A 15,183-nucleotide genomic window follows, 5' to 3' on the forward strand; every position below is an offset into this window, starting at 1 on the left:
TGCAACGGAAGTCTCGGCTGGCTCAGACGCTGCCCGGGGCGCCGAGGCGGGCGATCAGTCGGCCCTGCTGCACGACGAGCAGGGTGTTTTCGGGCAGGGGCTCCCAATCTTCGGGGGTGAGGGGGACGCTGGCGAGCATCACCGCGGGTGAGGGCTTGTCGTCGCGGCCCTGGACGTGCATCCCGGAGGCGCGCATTTGATGGTCGCTGGCGGCCTCGCGCACGAGCATGTGCAGGCCCGGCACCCAGGTATCGCCCGGGTGGCTGCGGCGGCGATGGGCATGGGCGAACAGCAGGTCGCCGTCGGAGAACAGGAAATTGGCCGCGCCGATGGCCCGCATGCGGGCGGCGAAATCGGAGACCACGTCGATGCGGCGTTTCAGGTCGCCGCTCTCGCCGGCCGCATCGAGCGCCAGCAGCGATTGCATGAGGACGTAGAACGCGTGCTCGGAATCGGTCTGGCCCATGGGGCGGTGCGCCGCGTGGGCCAGGGGCAGGGCGCGTTCGACGTCGGGCAGATCGCCGTTGTGGGCGAAGATGTGCCGCCGTCCGAACAGTTCGCGGGCGAAGGGCTGGGTGTTGACGAGCGCCACCGGCCCGCGCGAGGCGCGACGGATGTGCGCGATCACCAGCGGACTGTGAAAGTCGTGCTTTTCGAGCACCGGGACGAAGGCGCTGGACAGCGTGGGCTGCGCCTCGCGCAGAACGTGCGCATCGACCCCGTCGTAGTACGCGGCGCCCCAGCCGTCGGGGTTGCCCGCATGCGGGCCGCCGTGGCGCGCGAATTCGCGAAAGGCAATCCGAATCCGCGCGGGCACGCGGCTGGAGTAGGCAAAAAGCTCACACATGCCGCACGCCCTCCGCCGCGCCCAGCATGCGCTCGACGTAGCGGGCGATGAGGTCGATTTCGAGGTTGACCGCGCTGCCCTCGCGCAACTGGTGCAGGTTGGTGTGCTGCAGGGTATGGGGAATGAGGTTGATGCTGACGCGGCAATGCCCCGGCAGGTCTTCCACTCGGTTGACGGTGAGGCTGACGCCGTTGACCACGATGGAGCCCTTGTACGCAAAGAACCTGCCTAAAGCGGAGGGCGCATCCACCTCCAGCAGCCACGACTCGCCGATGGGCTCGAACCGGGCCACCCGGCCGACGCCGTCCACGTGGCCGGTGACCAGATGGCCGCCGAGCTTGGTGGAGAGGGAGACCGACTGCTCCAGGTTGACCAGCGCGCCGGGGGCGTCCAGCCCTGCGGTGCGCGCCAGGCTTTCGGCCGAGATGTCGATGGCGAATGCGTCAAGTTGCAGATCCACCACCGTCATGCAGGCGCCGCTGACGGCGATGCTCTCGCCGAGTTGCACGCCCTGCAGCCAGGCAGGATCGACCTGCAGGTGCACGCGTTTGCCGTGGCTGGCTTGAGAGCCGAGAGGAACGACGCTGGCAATGCTGCCGACGGTGGTGACGAGTCCGGTGAACATGACGGTTCAGTGGGAAAAAGAAGATGAGGGAAAACGGGCGAGGATGCGCAGATCGCTCCCAACGGGATCGACCGCGTGCCATCGCAGCGCCAATCCCTCGGTCAGCGATCGGTACGGCCCCAGCGCCGCCAATCCGGCGCCCTCGCCCAGCAACTGGGGCGCAAGATACAGCAGCAGCTCGTCCACCACGCCTGCGCGCAGCAGCGAACCGTTGAGTTTTTCGCCCGCCTCGCAGTGCAGTTCGTTGATGCCGCGCTGGCCGAGCACCTGCATCAGCGCCCGCAGATCGGTCTTGCCCGGCTTGTCGGGGTCGGCGGGCAGGGCGATGTCCTGCAGGTCGAGCGAACCGATGGCTGCGCTGCGCAGCGCAGCCAGGCGCGGCGCGGCCAGCTCCGGCGGCAGGGCGTGGACGATCCACAGCGGCGAATCGGCGCTCTGTAGCAGGCGAGCGGTGGGCGGGCATTCCAGGCGGCTGTCGATGACGATGCGGATGGGCTGGCGCGGCGTGGGCACCGCCCGCACATTGAGCTGGGGGTCGTCGGCTCTCACCGTACCCAGGCCGGTGAGCACGGCGCAGGACCGCGCACGCCAGTGATGACCGTCGGCGCGTGCCGCTTCGCCGGTGATCCACTGGCTTGCACCGTTGGGCAGGGCGGTGACGCCGTCCAGCGAGGCGGCTACCTTCAACCGCACCCAGGGTGTGCCGCGCACCATGCGGGCGATGAAGCCCGGGTTGATCTCGCGTGCCTCATCGGCGAACAGCCCGACATCGACTTCGATGCCGGCTTCGCGCAAGCGCTGCAAGCCCTGGCCTGCCACCCGGGGGTTGGGATCGACCATCGCGGCGACCACGCGGGCCACGCCCTGCGTCACCAGCAGGTCGGCGCAAGGGGGCGTGCGGCCATGGTGGGAGCAGGGCTCCAGGGTGACGTAGGCCGTGGCGCCCGGCAAGACATGGCCGCGCTCCCAGGCCTGTTTGACCGCCTGCACTTCGGCATGATCCTGCCCCGCCGCCTGCGTGGCACCCTCGCCCAGCACCTGCCCGTCGCGCACCAGCACGCAGCCCACACGCGGATTGGGGCTGGTACGGTACATCGCCCCGCGCGCCAGATCGAGCGCCCGCCGCATGTGACGCTGATCTTCCCCGTTGAAAGGGCCCTGAGGCTGCGATGGGTTGGTGGCGTTCATGCCGTGGGTTTGCCGCGACGGGGCTTGGAGGGGGGTGATGTGGGCTGCATCTCCTGCAGCACGTCGAGAAACTGGCTCAGGTCCTTGAAGCTGTGATAGACGGACGCAAAGCGTACATAGGCGATGCCATCGAGCGCGCGGAGTTCTTCCATGACCCAGGTGCCGATCTGGGCCGCGGGCAGTTCGCGGGCGCCGCTTTGCAGGAGCTGTTGTTCCACATGTCCGATGGCGGTGTCCACCGCCTCCGCGCTGACGGGCCGCTTGCGCAGCGCCAGCAGAAAAGAGGCGCGGAGTTTGTCGCGGTCGTAGTCGGTGCGCCGACCGTCTTTTTTCACCACGACCGGAAAGCTGACTTCGGCGCGTTCATAGGTGGTGAAGCGCTTGTCGCAATGGCCGCAGCGCCGCCGCCTGCGCAGGGCAGTGCCGTCTTCCACATCGCGGGTTTCAATCACCTGCGTGTCGTCGCTCTGGCAAAAGGGGCATTTCATGGTGGGGCGTGGCGAAAATAAACGCATCATTATTCACGCGGCGCGGGGTTCTCGTGTCTCGCCCCGCGCTCGGCGCCTGGCCGGGGAGGCCGGCTTGGCGGCTACACTGCGCGCCGATGAAAAATCTGGTTCTCCTCATTTCCGGGCGCGGCAGCAATCTGCAGTCCATTCTTCAGGCCGAGCGCGAGCAGGGCTGGGGGATTCGCGTGCGCGGGGTGATCAGCAACCGGGCCGGTGTCGCCGGGCTGGAGGTCGCGCGCTCGTTTGGTGTGCCCACGCAAGTGATTGCACATACCGATTTTGCCAGCCGCGAGGCGTTCGACCTGGCTTTGGCCGAGGCGATCGATGCGCTGCAACCCGACGTGATCGCGTTGTGCGGCTTCATGCGCGTGCTGGGAGCGGCCTTCGTCGACCGCTTCGCCGGCCGTCTGGTCAATATCCATCCGTCCCTGCTGCCGGCCTTCACCGGGTTGCGCACCCATGCCCGGGCGCTGGAGGAGGGCGTGAAATGGCACGGCGCCACCGTGCATCTGGTGAGCAATGCGCTCGACCACGGGCCAATTCTGGCGCAGGCCGCGGTGCCCGTTCTGGATGACGACACGGTCGAGATGCTGTCCGCGCGCGTGCTGTTCGAGGAGCATCGCATTTACCCTCCTGTCGTGCGGGCCATGCTGGAAGGGCGGGTGCAGATCGACGGTTTGCGTGCCCGCATCCAGCCGGCCGCCGAATCTTCCTCTTGAAAGTGCGCCATGAAACCGCGTGATCTGCTTTACACCGCACGCGACGTGCTGCGCGAGATGCTGCGTTTCGACGCCGCGGCCGATGCGGTGCTGTCGCGGTTGTTCCGCGCCAAGCCGCAACTGGGCAAGACGGATCGCCAGGTTCTGGCCGACACGGTCTATCAGGTGTTGCGGCATCTGCGCCTGTTTCAGACGCTTGCCGCCGGCGACGAGGGGATCGGCGGGGCCATGGAGGTGCGGCTGGCCATTCTGGGATGGTCGGGCAACGCGCAATCGCTGCATGCGGCACTCACGTCCGAGCAGCTGGAGTGGCGCAAACGTGTGCTCGCCCAGGACGCGATGGCGCTGCCCGAAGCGGTTCGCTGGAGTCTGCCGGAATGGCTTGCAGCGGCCTTGCAGGCCCACTATGGCGCGGAATACCCGGCGCTGGCGCAGTCGCTGCTGCGTCCCGCTCCGCTGGATTTGCGGGTGAATGTGCAGAAAACGCGGCGTGAAGCCGTGCTCGATGTGTTTGCCCGTCTCGATCTGCCTGCGCGCGCCACGCCCTATTCGCCCTGGGGCATCCGCCTGGAGGGCAAGCCCGCCCTGCAGGATCTCACCGTGTTCCGCGAAGGCTGGGTGGAGGTGCAGGACGAAGGCAGTCAACTGCTGCCCTTGCTGCTGGCGCCGCGCCGCGGCGAGATGGTGGTCGATTTCTGCGCCGGGGCGGGCGGAAAGACCCTGGCCCTGGGCGCAATGATGCGCGGCACGGGGCGCCTTTACGCCTTCGATGTGGCCGACTACCGGCTGGCCAAGCTCAAACCGCGTCTGCTGCGCAGCGGGTTGTCCAATGTGTACCCGGTGGCCATTGCGCACGAACGCGATGAGCGGGTCAAGCGTCTCGCCGGCAAGGTGGATCGCGTCCTGGTGGATGCGCCGTGCTCCGGCTTGGGCACCTTGCGGCGCAATCCCGACATGAAATGGCGGCAGAAGCCGGAAGATGTGGCCGAATTGACGACAAAACAGGCCGATATTCTTCAGGCTGCCGCCACACTGGTGAAGCCGGGCGGTCGTCTGGTCTACGCCACGTGCAGCGTGCTACCCGAAGAGAATGGCGCGGTCGTCAACGCCTTTCTGGCCGCGCATCCCGAGTTCGAGCGCGTCCCGGCCGACTCGGTGCTGCGCCAGCAGGGCGTGGAAGGCGACGATCTGGTGACGCAGGGCGATCTGCAACTGTTGCCGAATCGCCATGCGACCGACGGTTTCTATGCCGCCGTGCTGCAACGACGCGCCCTGTCTTCTCGCCCCGCGGGCGCCGAGACCGAAGTCGTGGTTGCGAACTGACGAGAGCTTCGCGTTTGCCCTGTGCGCCTGGGGCATCACAACTCCGATAATGCACGCAACTTTTGCCGTGGGCAGGGTTCCAATCGCGTTGTATCGATCTGAAAGTTTCTGATGTTTGATGTGTTTCTGACCTGGGCCGGACACGGCCTGCTGCAAGCCTCCTGGTGGCAGATCGTGGCGTTCGCGCTGATCACCACCCATATCACCATTGCGTCCGTCACCATTTTTCTGCACCGGGCGCAGGCGCACAGGGCGCTGGAATTGCATCCTGCAGCCTCTCACTTTTTCCGCTTCTGGCTGTGGTTCACCACGGGCATGGTCACCAAGGAATGGGTGGCCATCCACCGCAAACATCACGCGAAATGCGAGACCGCCGAAGACCCGCACAGTCCGGTCACGCGGGGCATCGATACGGTCTTGCTGCGTGGGGCTGAGTTGTATCGCACCGAATCAAGAAATGCCGAGACGCTGAGCAAATTCGGCCACGGCACGCCCGATGACTGGCTGGAGCGAAATCTCTATTCCCGCTTCGTCTGGCAGGGTGTCGGGCTGCTGCTCATTCTCGATGTGTTGATGTTCGGCGCCATCGGCGCCACGGTTTGGGCCGTGCAGATGCTGTGGATTCCGATCTGGGCGGCCGGGGTGATCAATGGGTTGGGGCACTGGTGGGGCTACCGCAACTTCTCCGCGCGGGACAGCAGCCACAACATCTCGCCCTGGGGTTTGCTGATCGGTGGCGAAGAACTGCACAACAATCACCACACCTATCCGACTTCGGCCAAGCTTTCGGTCAAATGGTGGGAGTTCGATATTGGCTGGGCCTATATTCGCGCCCTGTCGTGGGTGGGTCTGGCCAAGCCGCGCAAACTGCCGCCGCAGTTTCGCCTGGGTGATGTGCGCGCCGAGGTGGACCAGCTCACCTTGCAGGCCGTCATTGCCAATCGCTATGAAGTGATGGCGCGCTATGCGGCAGGGCTGAGAACGACGCTCAAATCGGAACTCGCCCGCGCTGCCGAGCAGGGCGCCGCCAGCAATTTGCCTACCCTGCGCGCCGCCCGGCGCTGGATCGGGGTCGAGCGCGAAATTCTGTGCGACCGCTCCCGTGCCCTGGTAGATGCCGCAGCCAACGCCAGCCCGAACCTTGGCAAGCTGCTGCATATGCGCGAAGAGCTCAAGGCCGTGTGGGAGCAGACCAATCTGAACGGCGAGCAGCTGCGTCTCAAACTGCAGGACTGGTGCCACCGCGCCGAAGACAGTGGCGTGACGGCGCTCAGAGAGTTGTCTTTACGGCTACGGCGCTATACGCCGGCCGCCTGAAGGTCGGTCCCGGCTCGCCTGTTCCCAGGCGGATGGGGCCGTGATGCCTCGTCGGGGCGTCCCCGGACAAGTTCGCTGGAGCGATGCCGGGATGACACGGACGCCCATGAAAAATCCGCTGTTCTAGCCGCAAGCCTGTTAAGGCGCGACAGAGACAGCGGATCGTTCAGGCTTCTGAAACGCAGATCAGCTTATTTGATCTTGCCTTCCTTGTAGTTCACGTGCTTGCGCGCGACCGGATCGAATTTCATGATTTCGATTTTTTCGGGGGTGGTGCGCTTGTTTTTCGTGGTGGTGTAGAAATGGCCGGTGCCCGCAGAGGATTCCAGCTTGATTTTTTCGCGTCCGCCTTTGGTTGCCATAGTGGGCTCCGTGCAGTTCTAGGAGAGAAGGGCGATCAGATCTCGCCACGCGAGCGCAGCTCGGCGAGGACGACGTCGATGCCTTTTTTGTCAATGGTGCGCAGGCCAGAACTTGTCACGCGCAGACGCACGAAACGGTTCTCGCTCTCGACCCAGAAACGGCGATATTGCAGATTGGGCAGGAAGCGGCGCTTGGTCTTGTTGTTCGCGTGGGACACATTGTTCCCGACCATCGGCCCTTTACCTGTCACTTGACACACTCGTGCCATGGCGCACCTCGAAATTTTGTAGAACAAAGGCTAAAGATTATAGCCGGAAACCTTGGCTTGTCCACGGCTTTTCCAGGCCGGGCCATCGCAGGCCGGCCTCTGACCTGACCAAAAGGCAGGCCAGAGGGATCTCAGGACTCGACATTCTCCAGGTGGCGCTGCGCGTCCAGTGCGGCCATGCAGCCCGTGCCTGCGCTGGTAATGGCCTGACGGTAGACGTGATCCTGCACGTCGCCGGCCGCGAAGACGCCGGGCACACTGGTCGCAGTCGCCATGCCCTCGTTGCCGCCGCGGGTGATGATGTAGCCGTCCTTCATATCGAGCTGACCTTTGAAGATGTCCGTGTTGGGTTGGTGGCCGATGGCGATGAAGCAGCCGCTCAACGCGATGTCTTCGTTTGCGCCGGTCTGGCTGTTGCGGATGCGCACACCCGTCACGCCGCTGTTGTCGCCAAGCACTTCCTGCAGCTCGCTCCAGAGCTTGAGTTCAACCTTGCCTTCCGCAGCGCGTGCCATCAGCTTGTCGACCAGAATGGGTTCGGCGCGGAACTTGTCGCGGCGATGGATCACGGTCACCTTGCTGGCGATATTGGCCAGATAAAGGGCTTCCTCGACGGCCGTGTTGCCGCCACCTACGACGCACACAGGTTGGTTGCGGTAGAAGAAGCCGTCGCAGGTGGCGCACCCGGAGACGCCCTTGCCCATGAAGGCCTCTTCGGTAGGCAGTCCCAGATACTTGGCGGAAGCTCCCGTGGCGATGATCAGGGTGTCGCAGGTGTAGACACCGCTGTCGCCTTCCAGGCGGATGGGTTTTTCGCTCAGGTGCGCGGTGTGGATGTGATCGAACACGATTTCGGTGTTGAATCGCTCGGCATGCGCCTGGAACCGGGCCATGAGGTCTGGGCCCTGCACACCATCTACGTCGGCGGGCCAGTTGTCGACTTCGGTGGTGGTCATGAGCTGGCCGCCCTGTGCCAGCCCCGTGACGAGCAGCGGGTTGAGATTGGCGCGCGCCGCGTAGACGGCGGCGCTGTAACCGGCGGGGCCGGAGCCCAGAATGAGTACTTTGGCGTGTTTCGATGTCATGATGTGTGAGAAACTTGAGGCTTGAGCGAATGAAAAGAGGGAAGCGCCCGCCTTGTCGCCTGATGGCTGGACATGCGGCACGCAACCGCGCAATGCGTAAGATTTTAGGTGCGCCGGGCATAGGGCGCTTGCTGCAAGGCTAATTGGATTGCGGCGTTCCCCTGTGATTCGAGAGCGTCCTGCCGTTGTGCAAACTGGAGAAACTGATGTCGCAAATCACCGATATTGACCTGGTTCGGCGCGTGCCGCTGTTTGCCGTGCTCACCGAATCGCAGGCCTGGTCGATTTCGCAATCCATCGTCAAGCGCCGCTACAAGCGCGGGGAAAACATTGTCGAGCAGGGCAGCAAGTCGAACGCCCTGTTCATCCTGCTGTCGGGCCGGGCGCGGGTGGTGAGCATGGACGCCAAGGGCCGTGAAGTCATCATCGCCGTGCTGCATGCCGGCGACTACATTGGTGAGATGAGCCTGATCGACGGCGAGCCGCACAGCGCGACGGTCCAGGCCGAAGTCCAGACCGATGTGATGATGCTCGGTCGCGTGGCCTTTCTGCAGTGCCTGCCCGAGAACACGAGCATGTCCTTCGCCATCATGCGGGGGCTGGCACTTCGTCTGCGACGGGCCGACCGCAAGATTGAATCGCTGGCGCTGATGGATGTCTATGGCCGCGTGGCGCGCGCGCTGATGGAACTCACCGACGTGATGCAGAACGAGCATGTGATCCGCAACAAGCTGTCGCGCCAGGATCTGGCCAAGATGGTTGGGGCTTCGCGTGAGATGGTCAGCCGGGTGATGAAAGACTTCGAGCAGCAGGGTTTTGTGGTCGAGCGCGAGGATGGCAGCATGCTGATCCGCGAACATCTCTCCACATTGCTGTGATCCTCCGGGAGGGCGCCCGTGTCCTCGGGTGTCTCCCCTGCTGATCTCTGACGGCCTGCGGCCCATGCGGTGTGCAAGGGCGGCACAATCCGCCTTGCCGTCCTTCACAAGGGCTGGTGCGATGCATCACCCTGGATTTTGAACACCCCCATGCCGAAAATCGATACACGCCGCCGCCCCGCCGCGACGGCTTCCCGTCCTGAACCGCGCAGCCGCCTGCAGCGCTTTGCCAGCGAAGTCCGTCTGACGGCGGCCTTCATCGGCTGGGTCCTGCTCAGCCTGAGCCTGTTGAGTTTTCACAAATCCGATCCGTCCTGGTCCAGTTCGGGCACCGACGGCCATGTGGCCAACTGGGTCGGCGTGGTCGGGGCCTGGTTGTCCGACATCGCCTATTTTCTGCTCGGATTCTCGGCGCTTTGGCTCATTCCCCTGGGGCTGTACGGCTTGCTGCGGCTGTGGCGCAGAACGCAGGCCGAACCGGCGCAGGTAGAGGCGCCGGGGGCCGCGAGCCGATGGCGCAAGCTGCAGCCCCTGGCCGCAGTTGCGGGGCTGCTGCTGTTGCCGCTGTCGAGTGCTGCGCTGGAATCGACGCGGCTGTGGAGTCTGGCCGCCGGCCTGCCTGGCGATGCCGGGGGCCTTTTGGGCCATGCTTGCGGCATGGTGATGGACACCCTGCTGGGCGACACGGGCGGGACGCTGGTGCTGCTGGCCGTCTTTCTGTTCTCGTTGAGCTGGGTCGGCCATTTTTCGTGGGCCGATGCGGCCGAACATCTGGGCCGCTGGATCGAGCGGCTGTGGACCTGGCAGCGCGACCGGCGCGGGCGCGAAGACGATGTGCTTGCGGGCCAGCAGGCCATGCAGGAGCGCGAGAAGGAAGTCGAGCTGCAGCGGCCTCTGGTGGAGGAGCGGGAGGTGCTGGCCCCTGTGCTCATCGAGCCCTCGGTGGCGTTTGTGCCGCCTTCGCCGCGCGTCCTCAAGGAAAAGCAGAAGCCGCTGTTCAATGAATTGCCCGACTCGGCCCTGCCAGCCCTGAGTCTGCTCGATGCCGCCCCGGCGGTGCAGGCTGAGACGGTCAGCCACGAGACGCTGGAGTTCACCTCGCGCCTCATCGAGAAGAAGCTCAAGGATTTCGGCGTGGAGGTGCGCGTGGTGGCGGCCTATCCCGGCCCGGTGATCACGCGCTACGAGGTGGAGCCGGCCACCGGCGTGAAAGGCTCGCAGATCGTCAACCTGTCGCGCGATCTGGCGCGAGCCTTGTCGCTGGTGAGCATCCGGGTGGTCGAAACCATTCCGGGCAAGAACACCATGGCGCTGGAATTGCCCAATGCCAAGCGGCATACCATCAAGCTGTCGGAAATTCTCGGCTCCAACAATTACCACGAAGCCGCCTCGATGCTGACCATGGGCCTGGGCAAGGACATCGTGGGCAACCCGGTGGTGGCCGATCTGGCCAAGATGCCCCATTTGCTGGTGGCCGGCACCACCGGTTCGGGCAAGTCCGTCGGCGTGAACGCCATGATTCTGAGCCTGCTGTACAAGGCCGAACCCAGCGATGTGCGCCTGATTCTGATCGATCCGAAAATGCTCGAACTCAGCGTGTACGACGGCATTCCGCATCTGCTCGCGCCCGTGGTGATCGATATGAAGCAGGCGGCCCAGGCGTTGAACTGGTGTGTGGGCGAAATGGAACGTCGCTACAAGCTCATGAGCAAGCTCGGCGTGCGCAATCTCGCGGGCTACAACACCAAGGTGCAGGAGGCCCGGGCGCGCGGCGAACCCCTGACCAATCCCTTCAGCCTCACCCCCGAGTCGCCCGAACCGCTGGAGAAGCTGCCCAACATCGTGGTCGTCATCGACGAACTGGCCGATCTGATGATGGTGGTGGGCAAGAAGATCGAGGAGCTCATCGCGCGTCTGGCGCAGAAGGCTCGGGCTTCGGGCATCCATCTCATCCTGGCCACCCAGCGACCCAGCGTGGACGTGATCACCGGGCTGATCAAGGCCAATATTCCCACCCGCATGGCCTTTCAGGTGTCGAGCAAGATCGATTCGCGCACCATCCTCGACCAGATGGGCGCGGAGAGCCTGCTGGGCATGGGCGACATGCTTTACCTGCCGCCCGGCTCGGGCATGCCGCAGCGGGTGCATGGTGCGTTCGTCAGCGACGCCGAAGTGCACCGCGTGGTCGAAGACATCAAGAGCCGAGGCGGACCGAACTATCTCGACGGCATTCTCACGGGCGAGGAAGATCTGGAAGGTGCCGGCGGCGCACTGGGCGGTGCGGGCCAGGCGGATGGCGAGAGCGACCCGCTCTACGATCAGGCCGTGCAAATCGTGCTGCAGCATCGCAAGGCGTCGATTTCTCTGGTGCAGCGTCATCTTCGCATCGGCTACAACCGTTCTGCCCGACTCCTGGAACAGATGGAGCAATCCGGACTGGTGTCGGCGCTGACGGCCAACGGCAATCGCGACATCCTGGTGCCGGTGCGGTCGGAGTGATGGGTGCGGAAGGGGTCTGGACGTGTGGAGCGACGCTTCTCCGGCGGAATTTTCAAGACGAAAGACAAGGGCAATGACTTCCATGAACACGCGCTGGCGCACCTCGCTGTTGCGGCTTTTTCTCACGGGCGGCCTGCTCGGCGTCTGTCTGCCTGCGGCCTTCGCGGCCAACTCGGTGCAACTGCTCGAGCAGTGGCTGCAGCAGACGCGGGGCGGCAGCGCCCAGTTCACGCAGACCGTGAGCAATCCCAAGGGGCCGGCGCAGGCGCCCGCGGCAGGGCAGTTTGCGTTCGAGCGTCCCGACCGCTTCCGCTGGGACTACACCAAGCCCTACACCCAGATCATCGTCAGCGACGGCAAGCAGCTCTGGACCTATGACCACGACCTCGATCAGGTGACGATCACGCCGGTCACGCAGGCGTTCAAGGGCACGCCCGCGGCCATCTTCGCCGGCACCGACCTGACCCGGCTGTTCACCCTGCAGGCCCAGGCCGATGCCGCCGGTTTGCAATGGGTGCAGGCCACGCCCAAGGCGAAGGACAGCAACTTCGACTGGATTCGCATCGGCCTGCGCAGCACGCCCCGCGGCCCTGAAGTCGTCGAGCTTCAACTGCGCGATGCTTTCGGTCAAATCTCCACCATGCGCTTTACCGCCATGCAGACCAATCCGACCTTCGCGTCCGGCAGCTTCCGCTTCACCCCGCCCAAGGGCGCCTCGGTCATCCAGCAGCCTTGATCATGAGCGCGCCGGGCCGTTCCCAAGCGCTCATCCCGCAGCGCGCAGCGCGGAGGGAAAAGCCGTGAGCGCGCCGGGCCGTTCCCAAGCGCTCATCCCGCAGCGCGCAGCGCGGAGGGGCGCGCCGTGAGCGACAGTCCAGGCCTGTTCGACGACGCGGATCTGCCCGCTCCCGACCGTTTGCCCAAACTACAGGGGGCGCATGCGCCGCTGGCCGAGCGCTTGCGCCCCCATCATCTCGACGAGGTGGTGGGACAGCGCCATTTGCTGGGGCCCGGCAAGCCGTTGCGCGTGGCCTTTGAGACGGGCCGCCTGCACTCCATGCTGTTCTGGGGGCCTCCGGGCGTGGGCAAAACCACGCTGGCGCGCTTGATGGCCGATGCCTTCGATGCCGATTTCTTGCCTCTGTCGGCGGTGCTCGCCGGGGTGAAGGACATCCGCGACGCTGTCGCCCAGGCGCAGGCCGCGCTGCAGCGGGGAAGGTCGACCATCGTGTTCGTCGATGAGGTGCACCGGTTCAACAAGAGCCAGCAGGATGCCTTCCTGCCGCATGTCGAATCGGGGCTGTTTACCTTCATCGGCGCGACTACCGAGAACCCGTCGTTCGAGGTCAACAGCGCCTTGTTGTCGCGCGCCGTGGTCTATGTGCTCGAGCCGCTTGATGCCGGCGATCTGCAACTGCTGATGCAGCGCGCGCTCGAGGGCACCGAGGTCGGAGCGATCGAGGTCGCGGCTCAGGAGCGGCTCATCCGCCATGCCGACGGCGATGCCCGCCGCCTGTTGGGGGCACTCGAACTGGCGCTGCAGGCCGCGGTACGCGCCACGCAAGAGGTGCTCTCCGCGGAACTGCTGGAGCAGACCCTGGGCGCGACCCTGCTGCGCTTCGACAAGGGAGGCGAGCAGACCTATGACCTGATCTCGGCGCTGCACAAATCGGTCCGCGGATCGGATGTGGACGCCTCGCTCTACTGGTTCGCGCGCATGCTCGAAGGCGGCGCCGATCCCCGGTATCTGGCGCGGCGCCTGATTCGCATGGCGGTGGAAGACATCGGCCTGGCCGATCCCAAGGCCCTGACCCTCGCGCTCGAAGCCGCCCAGACCTATGAGCGGCTGGGCAGTCCGGAAGGCGAGTTGGCGCTGGCCGAAGCCGTTGTCTATCTGGCTGTCACGCCCAAGTCGAACGCGGTCTACAAGGCCTACAACGCCGCGCGTGCGTTTGCCCGCGACCAGGGCACCCAGCCGGTACCGCTGCATCTGCGCAACGCACCGACCAAACTGATGAAGAACCTGGGTTATGGCCGGGACTATCGCTATGCCCACGACGAGCCCGACGCTTTCGTTGCCGGCGAAACCTATTTTCCCGACGGCATGACGCCGCCGCACTTCTACCAGCCCACGACTCGTGGGGTGGAGGAGCGCATCGCCCGGCGACTGCAGGAACTGGCGGAGCGCAATACCCGCGGCAGTGTGGTGTCGCCTTCCGGCACAGAAAGCGACAGTGCTGCGACCGCGCCACCCAGCGACTGAGACGCCTCAAACTGCGGGTTGACCCGATGCCGGGTGACCCGAGGCAGGCGGTTATCATCGCGCCAGCCAAAAAAACAGGGGGTCAGGACAGCCCGGCCCCCAGATAAGCCCATGAAGCCTGTTCACCCCCGCCCGGCAGCGTCGTTGCCGGGTGATGCCGTGCCCAAAAAACGGCCCGTATCGCGTGCGCTCGGAGGCGCGCCACCTGCACTCACGATTCCCAGGATGCATGCACTCAACCGGTGCGGCGATCTCGGCATGCGCCTTGCTTATCAAACCGATTTATACGTTTCACCCCGGCCGCTCCAAAAGAGTCTGGCCGTTACTTACTAGCCATCCGCTCGTCAGGAGATTGCAGGCATGGATATTTTTCTTCAGCAGATCGTCAATGGTCTGGTTCTGGGCAGCATGTATGCCCTGATCGCTCTCGGGTACACCATGGTGTACGGCATCGTCAACCTCATCAATTTTGCGCATGGGGACGTGATGATGGTGGGGGCTCTCACGGCATACAGCGTGTTCAAGCTGCTCGATCATCTCGCGCCCCATTTGCCGGGCTGGCTGACGGTGGTCATCGCCCTGGTCATCGCGATGCTGGCAACGGGCCTGCTCAACTACGTCATCGAGCGGGTGGCTTACCGACCCCTGCGCAACGCGCCCAAGCTGGCGCCGCTGATCACGGCCATCGGCATGTCCATCCTGCTCGAAACGCTGGCCATGATCATCTGGGGACGCGACTACAAGGTGTTCCCCGCAGGGTTGCTGCCCAGCAACGTCATCAACGTCGGCGGCATCGTCATCACCCCGGTGCAGATCATGATTCTGGTGGTCACCGCGGTGCTGCTTGCGGGCCTGACCTGGCTGGTCAATCACACCAAGCTGGGCCGGGCGATGCGTGCCACGGCGGAGAATCCGCGCGTGGCCTCGCTCATGGGCGTGAACCCCAATTTCGTGATCTCTTCGGCCTTCGTGATCGGGGCCATGCTTGCGGCCATTGCCGGGGTGATGTGGTTTGCCAACTTCGCAACGGCCAACTTCTACATGGGCTTCACGCCGGGCCTGAAGGCCTTTACCGCCGCTGTGCTGGGCGGCATCGGCAACCTTTCCGGAGCCATGCTGGGCGGGGTGCTGCTGGGGCTGATCGAGGTGTTGGGAGCCGGTTATATCGGCACCCTCACGGGCGGGGTGTTCGGCAGCAACTACCAGGACATTTTCGCCTTCATCGTGTTGATTCTGGTGCTGACCCTACGCCCGCAAGGCCTGCTGGGTGAGCGCGTGGCCGATCGCGCTTGAGGAGAC

15 protein-coding genes are annotated in these 15,183 nt (G+C 64.8%); 8 read left to right on the forward strand and 7 right to left on the reverse strand.

The window, feature by feature from the left end; genetic code table 11:
- Nucleotides 1-22: 22 nt before the first annotated feature.
- Genes BVH73_RS11195 through nrdR form a run of 4 tightly spaced genes read right to left on the reverse strand, consistent with a single transcriptional unit; the run spans nt 23 to nt 3,148 of the window.
- Complete coding sequence (locus tag BVH73_RS11195; protein ID WP_079418695.1) at nt 23-847, reverse strand: class II glutamine amidotransferase; 825 nt, start codon at nt 845-847, stop codon at nt 23-25.
- The gene (locus BVH73_RS11200) at nt 840-1,472 is read right to left on the reverse strand and encodes a riboflavin synthase (protein ID WP_079418697.1); all 633 of its coding nucleotides are present in this window, start codon (nt 1,470-1,472) and stop codon (nt 840-842) included. The genes BVH73_RS11195 and BVH73_RS11200 overlap by 8 nt, the downstream gene beginning before the upstream one ends.
- A 6-nt stretch (nt 1,473-1,478) precedes the next feature.
- Nucleotides 1,479-2,660, reverse strand: a complete 1,182-nt coding sequence (ribD, locus tag BVH73_RS11205; protein ID WP_079418699.1) for a bifunctional diaminohydroxyphosphoribosylaminopyrimidine deaminase/5-amino-6-(5-phosphoribosylamino)uracil reductase RibD — start codon at nt 2,658-2,660, stop codon at nt 1,479-1,481.
- Nucleotides 2,657-3,148 carry a transcriptional regulator NrdR gene (gene nrdR, locus BVH73_RS11210; protein WP_079418701.1) on the reverse strand — a complete coding sequence of 164 codons (492 nt, stop codon included), beginning with the start codon at nt 3,146-3,148 and terminating at the stop codon, nt 2,657-2,659. Before nrdR ends, ribD begins: the two co-directional genes overlap by 4 nt.
- 116 nt (nt 3,149-3,264) lie before the next feature.
- On the opposite strand from nrdR, the gene purN reads away from it, so the two are divergent.
- From purN to BVH73_RS11225, 3 genes are all read left to right on the forward strand, one after another.
- Nucleotides 3,265-3,888 carry a phosphoribosylglycinamide formyltransferase gene (gene purN / locus BVH73_RS11215; RefSeq protein WP_079418703.1) on the forward strand — a complete coding sequence of 208 codons (624 nt, stop codon included), beginning with the start codon at nt 3,265-3,267 and terminating at the stop codon, nt 3,886-3,888.
- 9 nt (nt 3,889-3,897) lie between these two features.
- Nucleotides 3,898-5,211, forward strand: a complete 1,314-nt coding sequence (locus BVH73_RS11220; RefSeq protein WP_079418705.1) for an RsmB/NOP family class I SAM-dependent RNA methyltransferase — start codon at nt 3,898-3,900, stop codon at nt 5,209-5,211.
- A 111-nt stretch (nt 5,212-5,322) separates the two neighbouring features.
- On the forward strand, nt 5,323-6,528 hold the full coding sequence (locus BVH73_RS11225; protein ID WP_079418707.1) for a DesA family fatty acid desaturase: 1,206 nt from the start codon (nt 5,323-5,325) through the stop codon (nt 6,526-6,528).
- A gap of 191 nt (nt 6,529-6,719) precedes the next feature.
- On the opposite strand, the gene rpmG is transcribed toward BVH73_RS11225, so the two are convergent.
- From rpmG to trxB, 3 genes are all read right to left on the reverse strand, one after another.
- The gene (gene rpmG, locus BVH73_RS11230; protein WP_013106705.1) at nt 6,720-6,890 is read right to left on the reverse strand and encodes a 50S ribosomal protein L33; all 171 of its coding nucleotides are present in this window, start codon (nt 6,888-6,890) and stop codon (nt 6,720-6,722) included.
- Nucleotides 6,891-6,925: 35 nt separating this feature from the next.
- Nucleotides 6,926-7,159 (reverse strand): 50S ribosomal protein L28, encoded by a 234-nt coding sequence (gene rpmB, locus BVH73_RS11235; protein ID WP_013106704.1) that lies wholly within the window; start codon nt 7,157-7,159, stop codon nt 6,926-6,928.
- A 131-nt stretch (nt 7,160-7,290) separates the two neighbouring features.
- Complete coding sequence (gene trxB / locus BVH73_RS11240; RefSeq protein WP_079418709.1) at nt 7,291-8,244, reverse strand: thioredoxin-disulfide reductase; 954 nt, start codon at nt 8,242-8,244, stop codon at nt 7,291-7,293.
- A gap of 206 nt (nt 8,245-8,450) precedes the next feature.
- On the opposite strand from trxB, the gene BVH73_RS11245 reads away from it, so the two are divergent.
- The 5 genes from BVH73_RS11245 (at nt 8,451) to BVH73_RS11265 (ending at nt 15,177) form a co-directional block, all read left to right on the forward strand.
- Nucleotides 8,451-9,122 (forward strand): Crp/Fnr family transcriptional regulator, encoded by a 672-nt coding sequence (locus BVH73_RS11245; protein WP_079418711.1) that lies wholly within the window; start codon nt 8,451-8,453, stop codon nt 9,120-9,122.
- 150 nt (nt 9,123-9,272) lie between these two features.
- A complete protein-coding gene (locus BVH73_RS11250; RefSeq protein ID WP_079418713.1) occupies nt 9,273-11,621 on the forward strand; it encodes a DNA translocase FtsK in 2,349 nt (782 codons plus the stop codon).
- Nucleotides 11,622-11,703: 82 nt separating this feature from the next.
- The gene (lolA, locus tag BVH73_RS11255; RefSeq protein WP_245800325.1) at nt 11,704-12,357 is read left to right on the forward strand and encodes an outer membrane lipoprotein periplasmic chaperone LolA; all 654 of its coding nucleotides are present in this window, start codon (nt 11,704-11,706) and stop codon (nt 12,355-12,357) included.
- Nucleotides 12,358-12,483: 126 nt separating this feature from the next.
- Nucleotides 12,484-13,884: a replication-associated recombination protein A gene (locus tag BVH73_RS11260; RefSeq protein ID WP_079418717.1), complete on the forward strand. Its 1,401-nt coding sequence runs from the start codon at nt 12,484-12,486 to the stop codon at nt 13,882-13,884.
- Between the two features lie 360 nt (nt 13,885-14,244).
- Nucleotides 14,245-15,177 (forward strand): branched-chain amino acid ABC transporter permease, encoded by a 933-nt coding sequence (locus tag BVH73_RS11265; protein WP_079418719.1) that lies wholly within the window; start codon nt 14,245-14,247, stop codon nt 15,175-15,177.
- Nucleotides 15,178-15,183 lie beyond the last annotated feature (6 nt).

Source organism: Thiomonas intermedia (genome assembly GCF_002028405.1).
Taxonomy (GTDB): Bacteria; Pseudomonadota; Gammaproteobacteria; order Burkholderiales; family Burkholderiaceae_C; genus Thiomonas; species Thiomonas intermedia.

Bases quoted from the DNA above. Each gene is read 5' to 3' on its own strand.
- BVH73_RS11195 (WP_079418695.1), bottom strand. From the start codon at position 847: ATGTGTGAGCTTTTTGCCTACTCCAGCCGCGTGCCCGCGCGGATTCGG.
- BVH73_RS11200 (WP_079418697.1), bottom strand. From the start codon at position 1,472: ATGTTCACCGGACTCGTCACCACCGTCGGCAGCATTGCCAGCGTCGTT.
- ribD (WP_079418699.1), bottom strand. From the start codon at position 2,660: ATGAACGCCACCAACCCATCGCAGCCTCAGGGCCCTTTCAACGGGGAA.
- nrdR (WP_079418701.1), bottom strand. From the start codon at position 3,148: ATGAAATGCCCCTTTTGCCAGAGCGACGACACGCAGGTGATTGAAACC.
- purN (WP_079418703.1), top strand. From the start codon at position 3,265: ATGAAAAATCTGGTTCTCCTCATTTCCGGGCGCGGCAGCAATCTGCAG.
- BVH73_RS11220 (WP_079418705.1), top strand. From the start codon at position 3,898: ATGAAACCGCGTGATCTGCTTTACACCGCACGCGACGTGCTGCGCGAG.
- BVH73_RS11225 (WP_079418707.1), top strand. From the start codon at position 5,323: ATGTTTGATGTGTTTCTGACCTGGGCCGGACACGGCCTGCTGCAAGCC.
- rpmG (WP_013106705.1), bottom strand. From the start codon at position 6,890: ATGGCAACCAAAGGCGGACGCGAAAAAATCAAGCTGGAATCCTCTGCG.
- rpmB (WP_013106704.1), bottom strand. From the start codon at position 7,159: ATGGCACGAGTGTGTCAAGTGACAGGTAAAGGGCCGATGGTCGGGAAC.
- trxB (WP_079418709.1), bottom strand. From the start codon at position 8,244: ATGACATCGAAACACGCCAAAGTACTCATTCTGGGCTCCGGCCCCGCC.
- BVH73_RS11245 (WP_079418711.1), top strand. From the start codon at position 8,451: ATGTCGCAAATCACCGATATTGACCTGGTTCGGCGCGTGCCGCTGTTT.
- BVH73_RS11250 (WP_079418713.1), top strand. From the start codon at position 9,273: ATGCCGAAAATCGATACACGCCGCCGCCCCGCCGCGACGGCTTCCCGT.
- lolA (WP_245800325.1), top strand. From the start codon at position 11,704: ATGAACACGCGCTGGCGCACCTCGCTGTTGCGGCTTTTTCTCACGGGC.
- BVH73_RS11265 (WP_079418719.1), top strand. From the start codon at position 14,245: ATGGATATTTTTCTTCAGCAGATCGTCAATGGTCTGGTTCTGGGCAGC.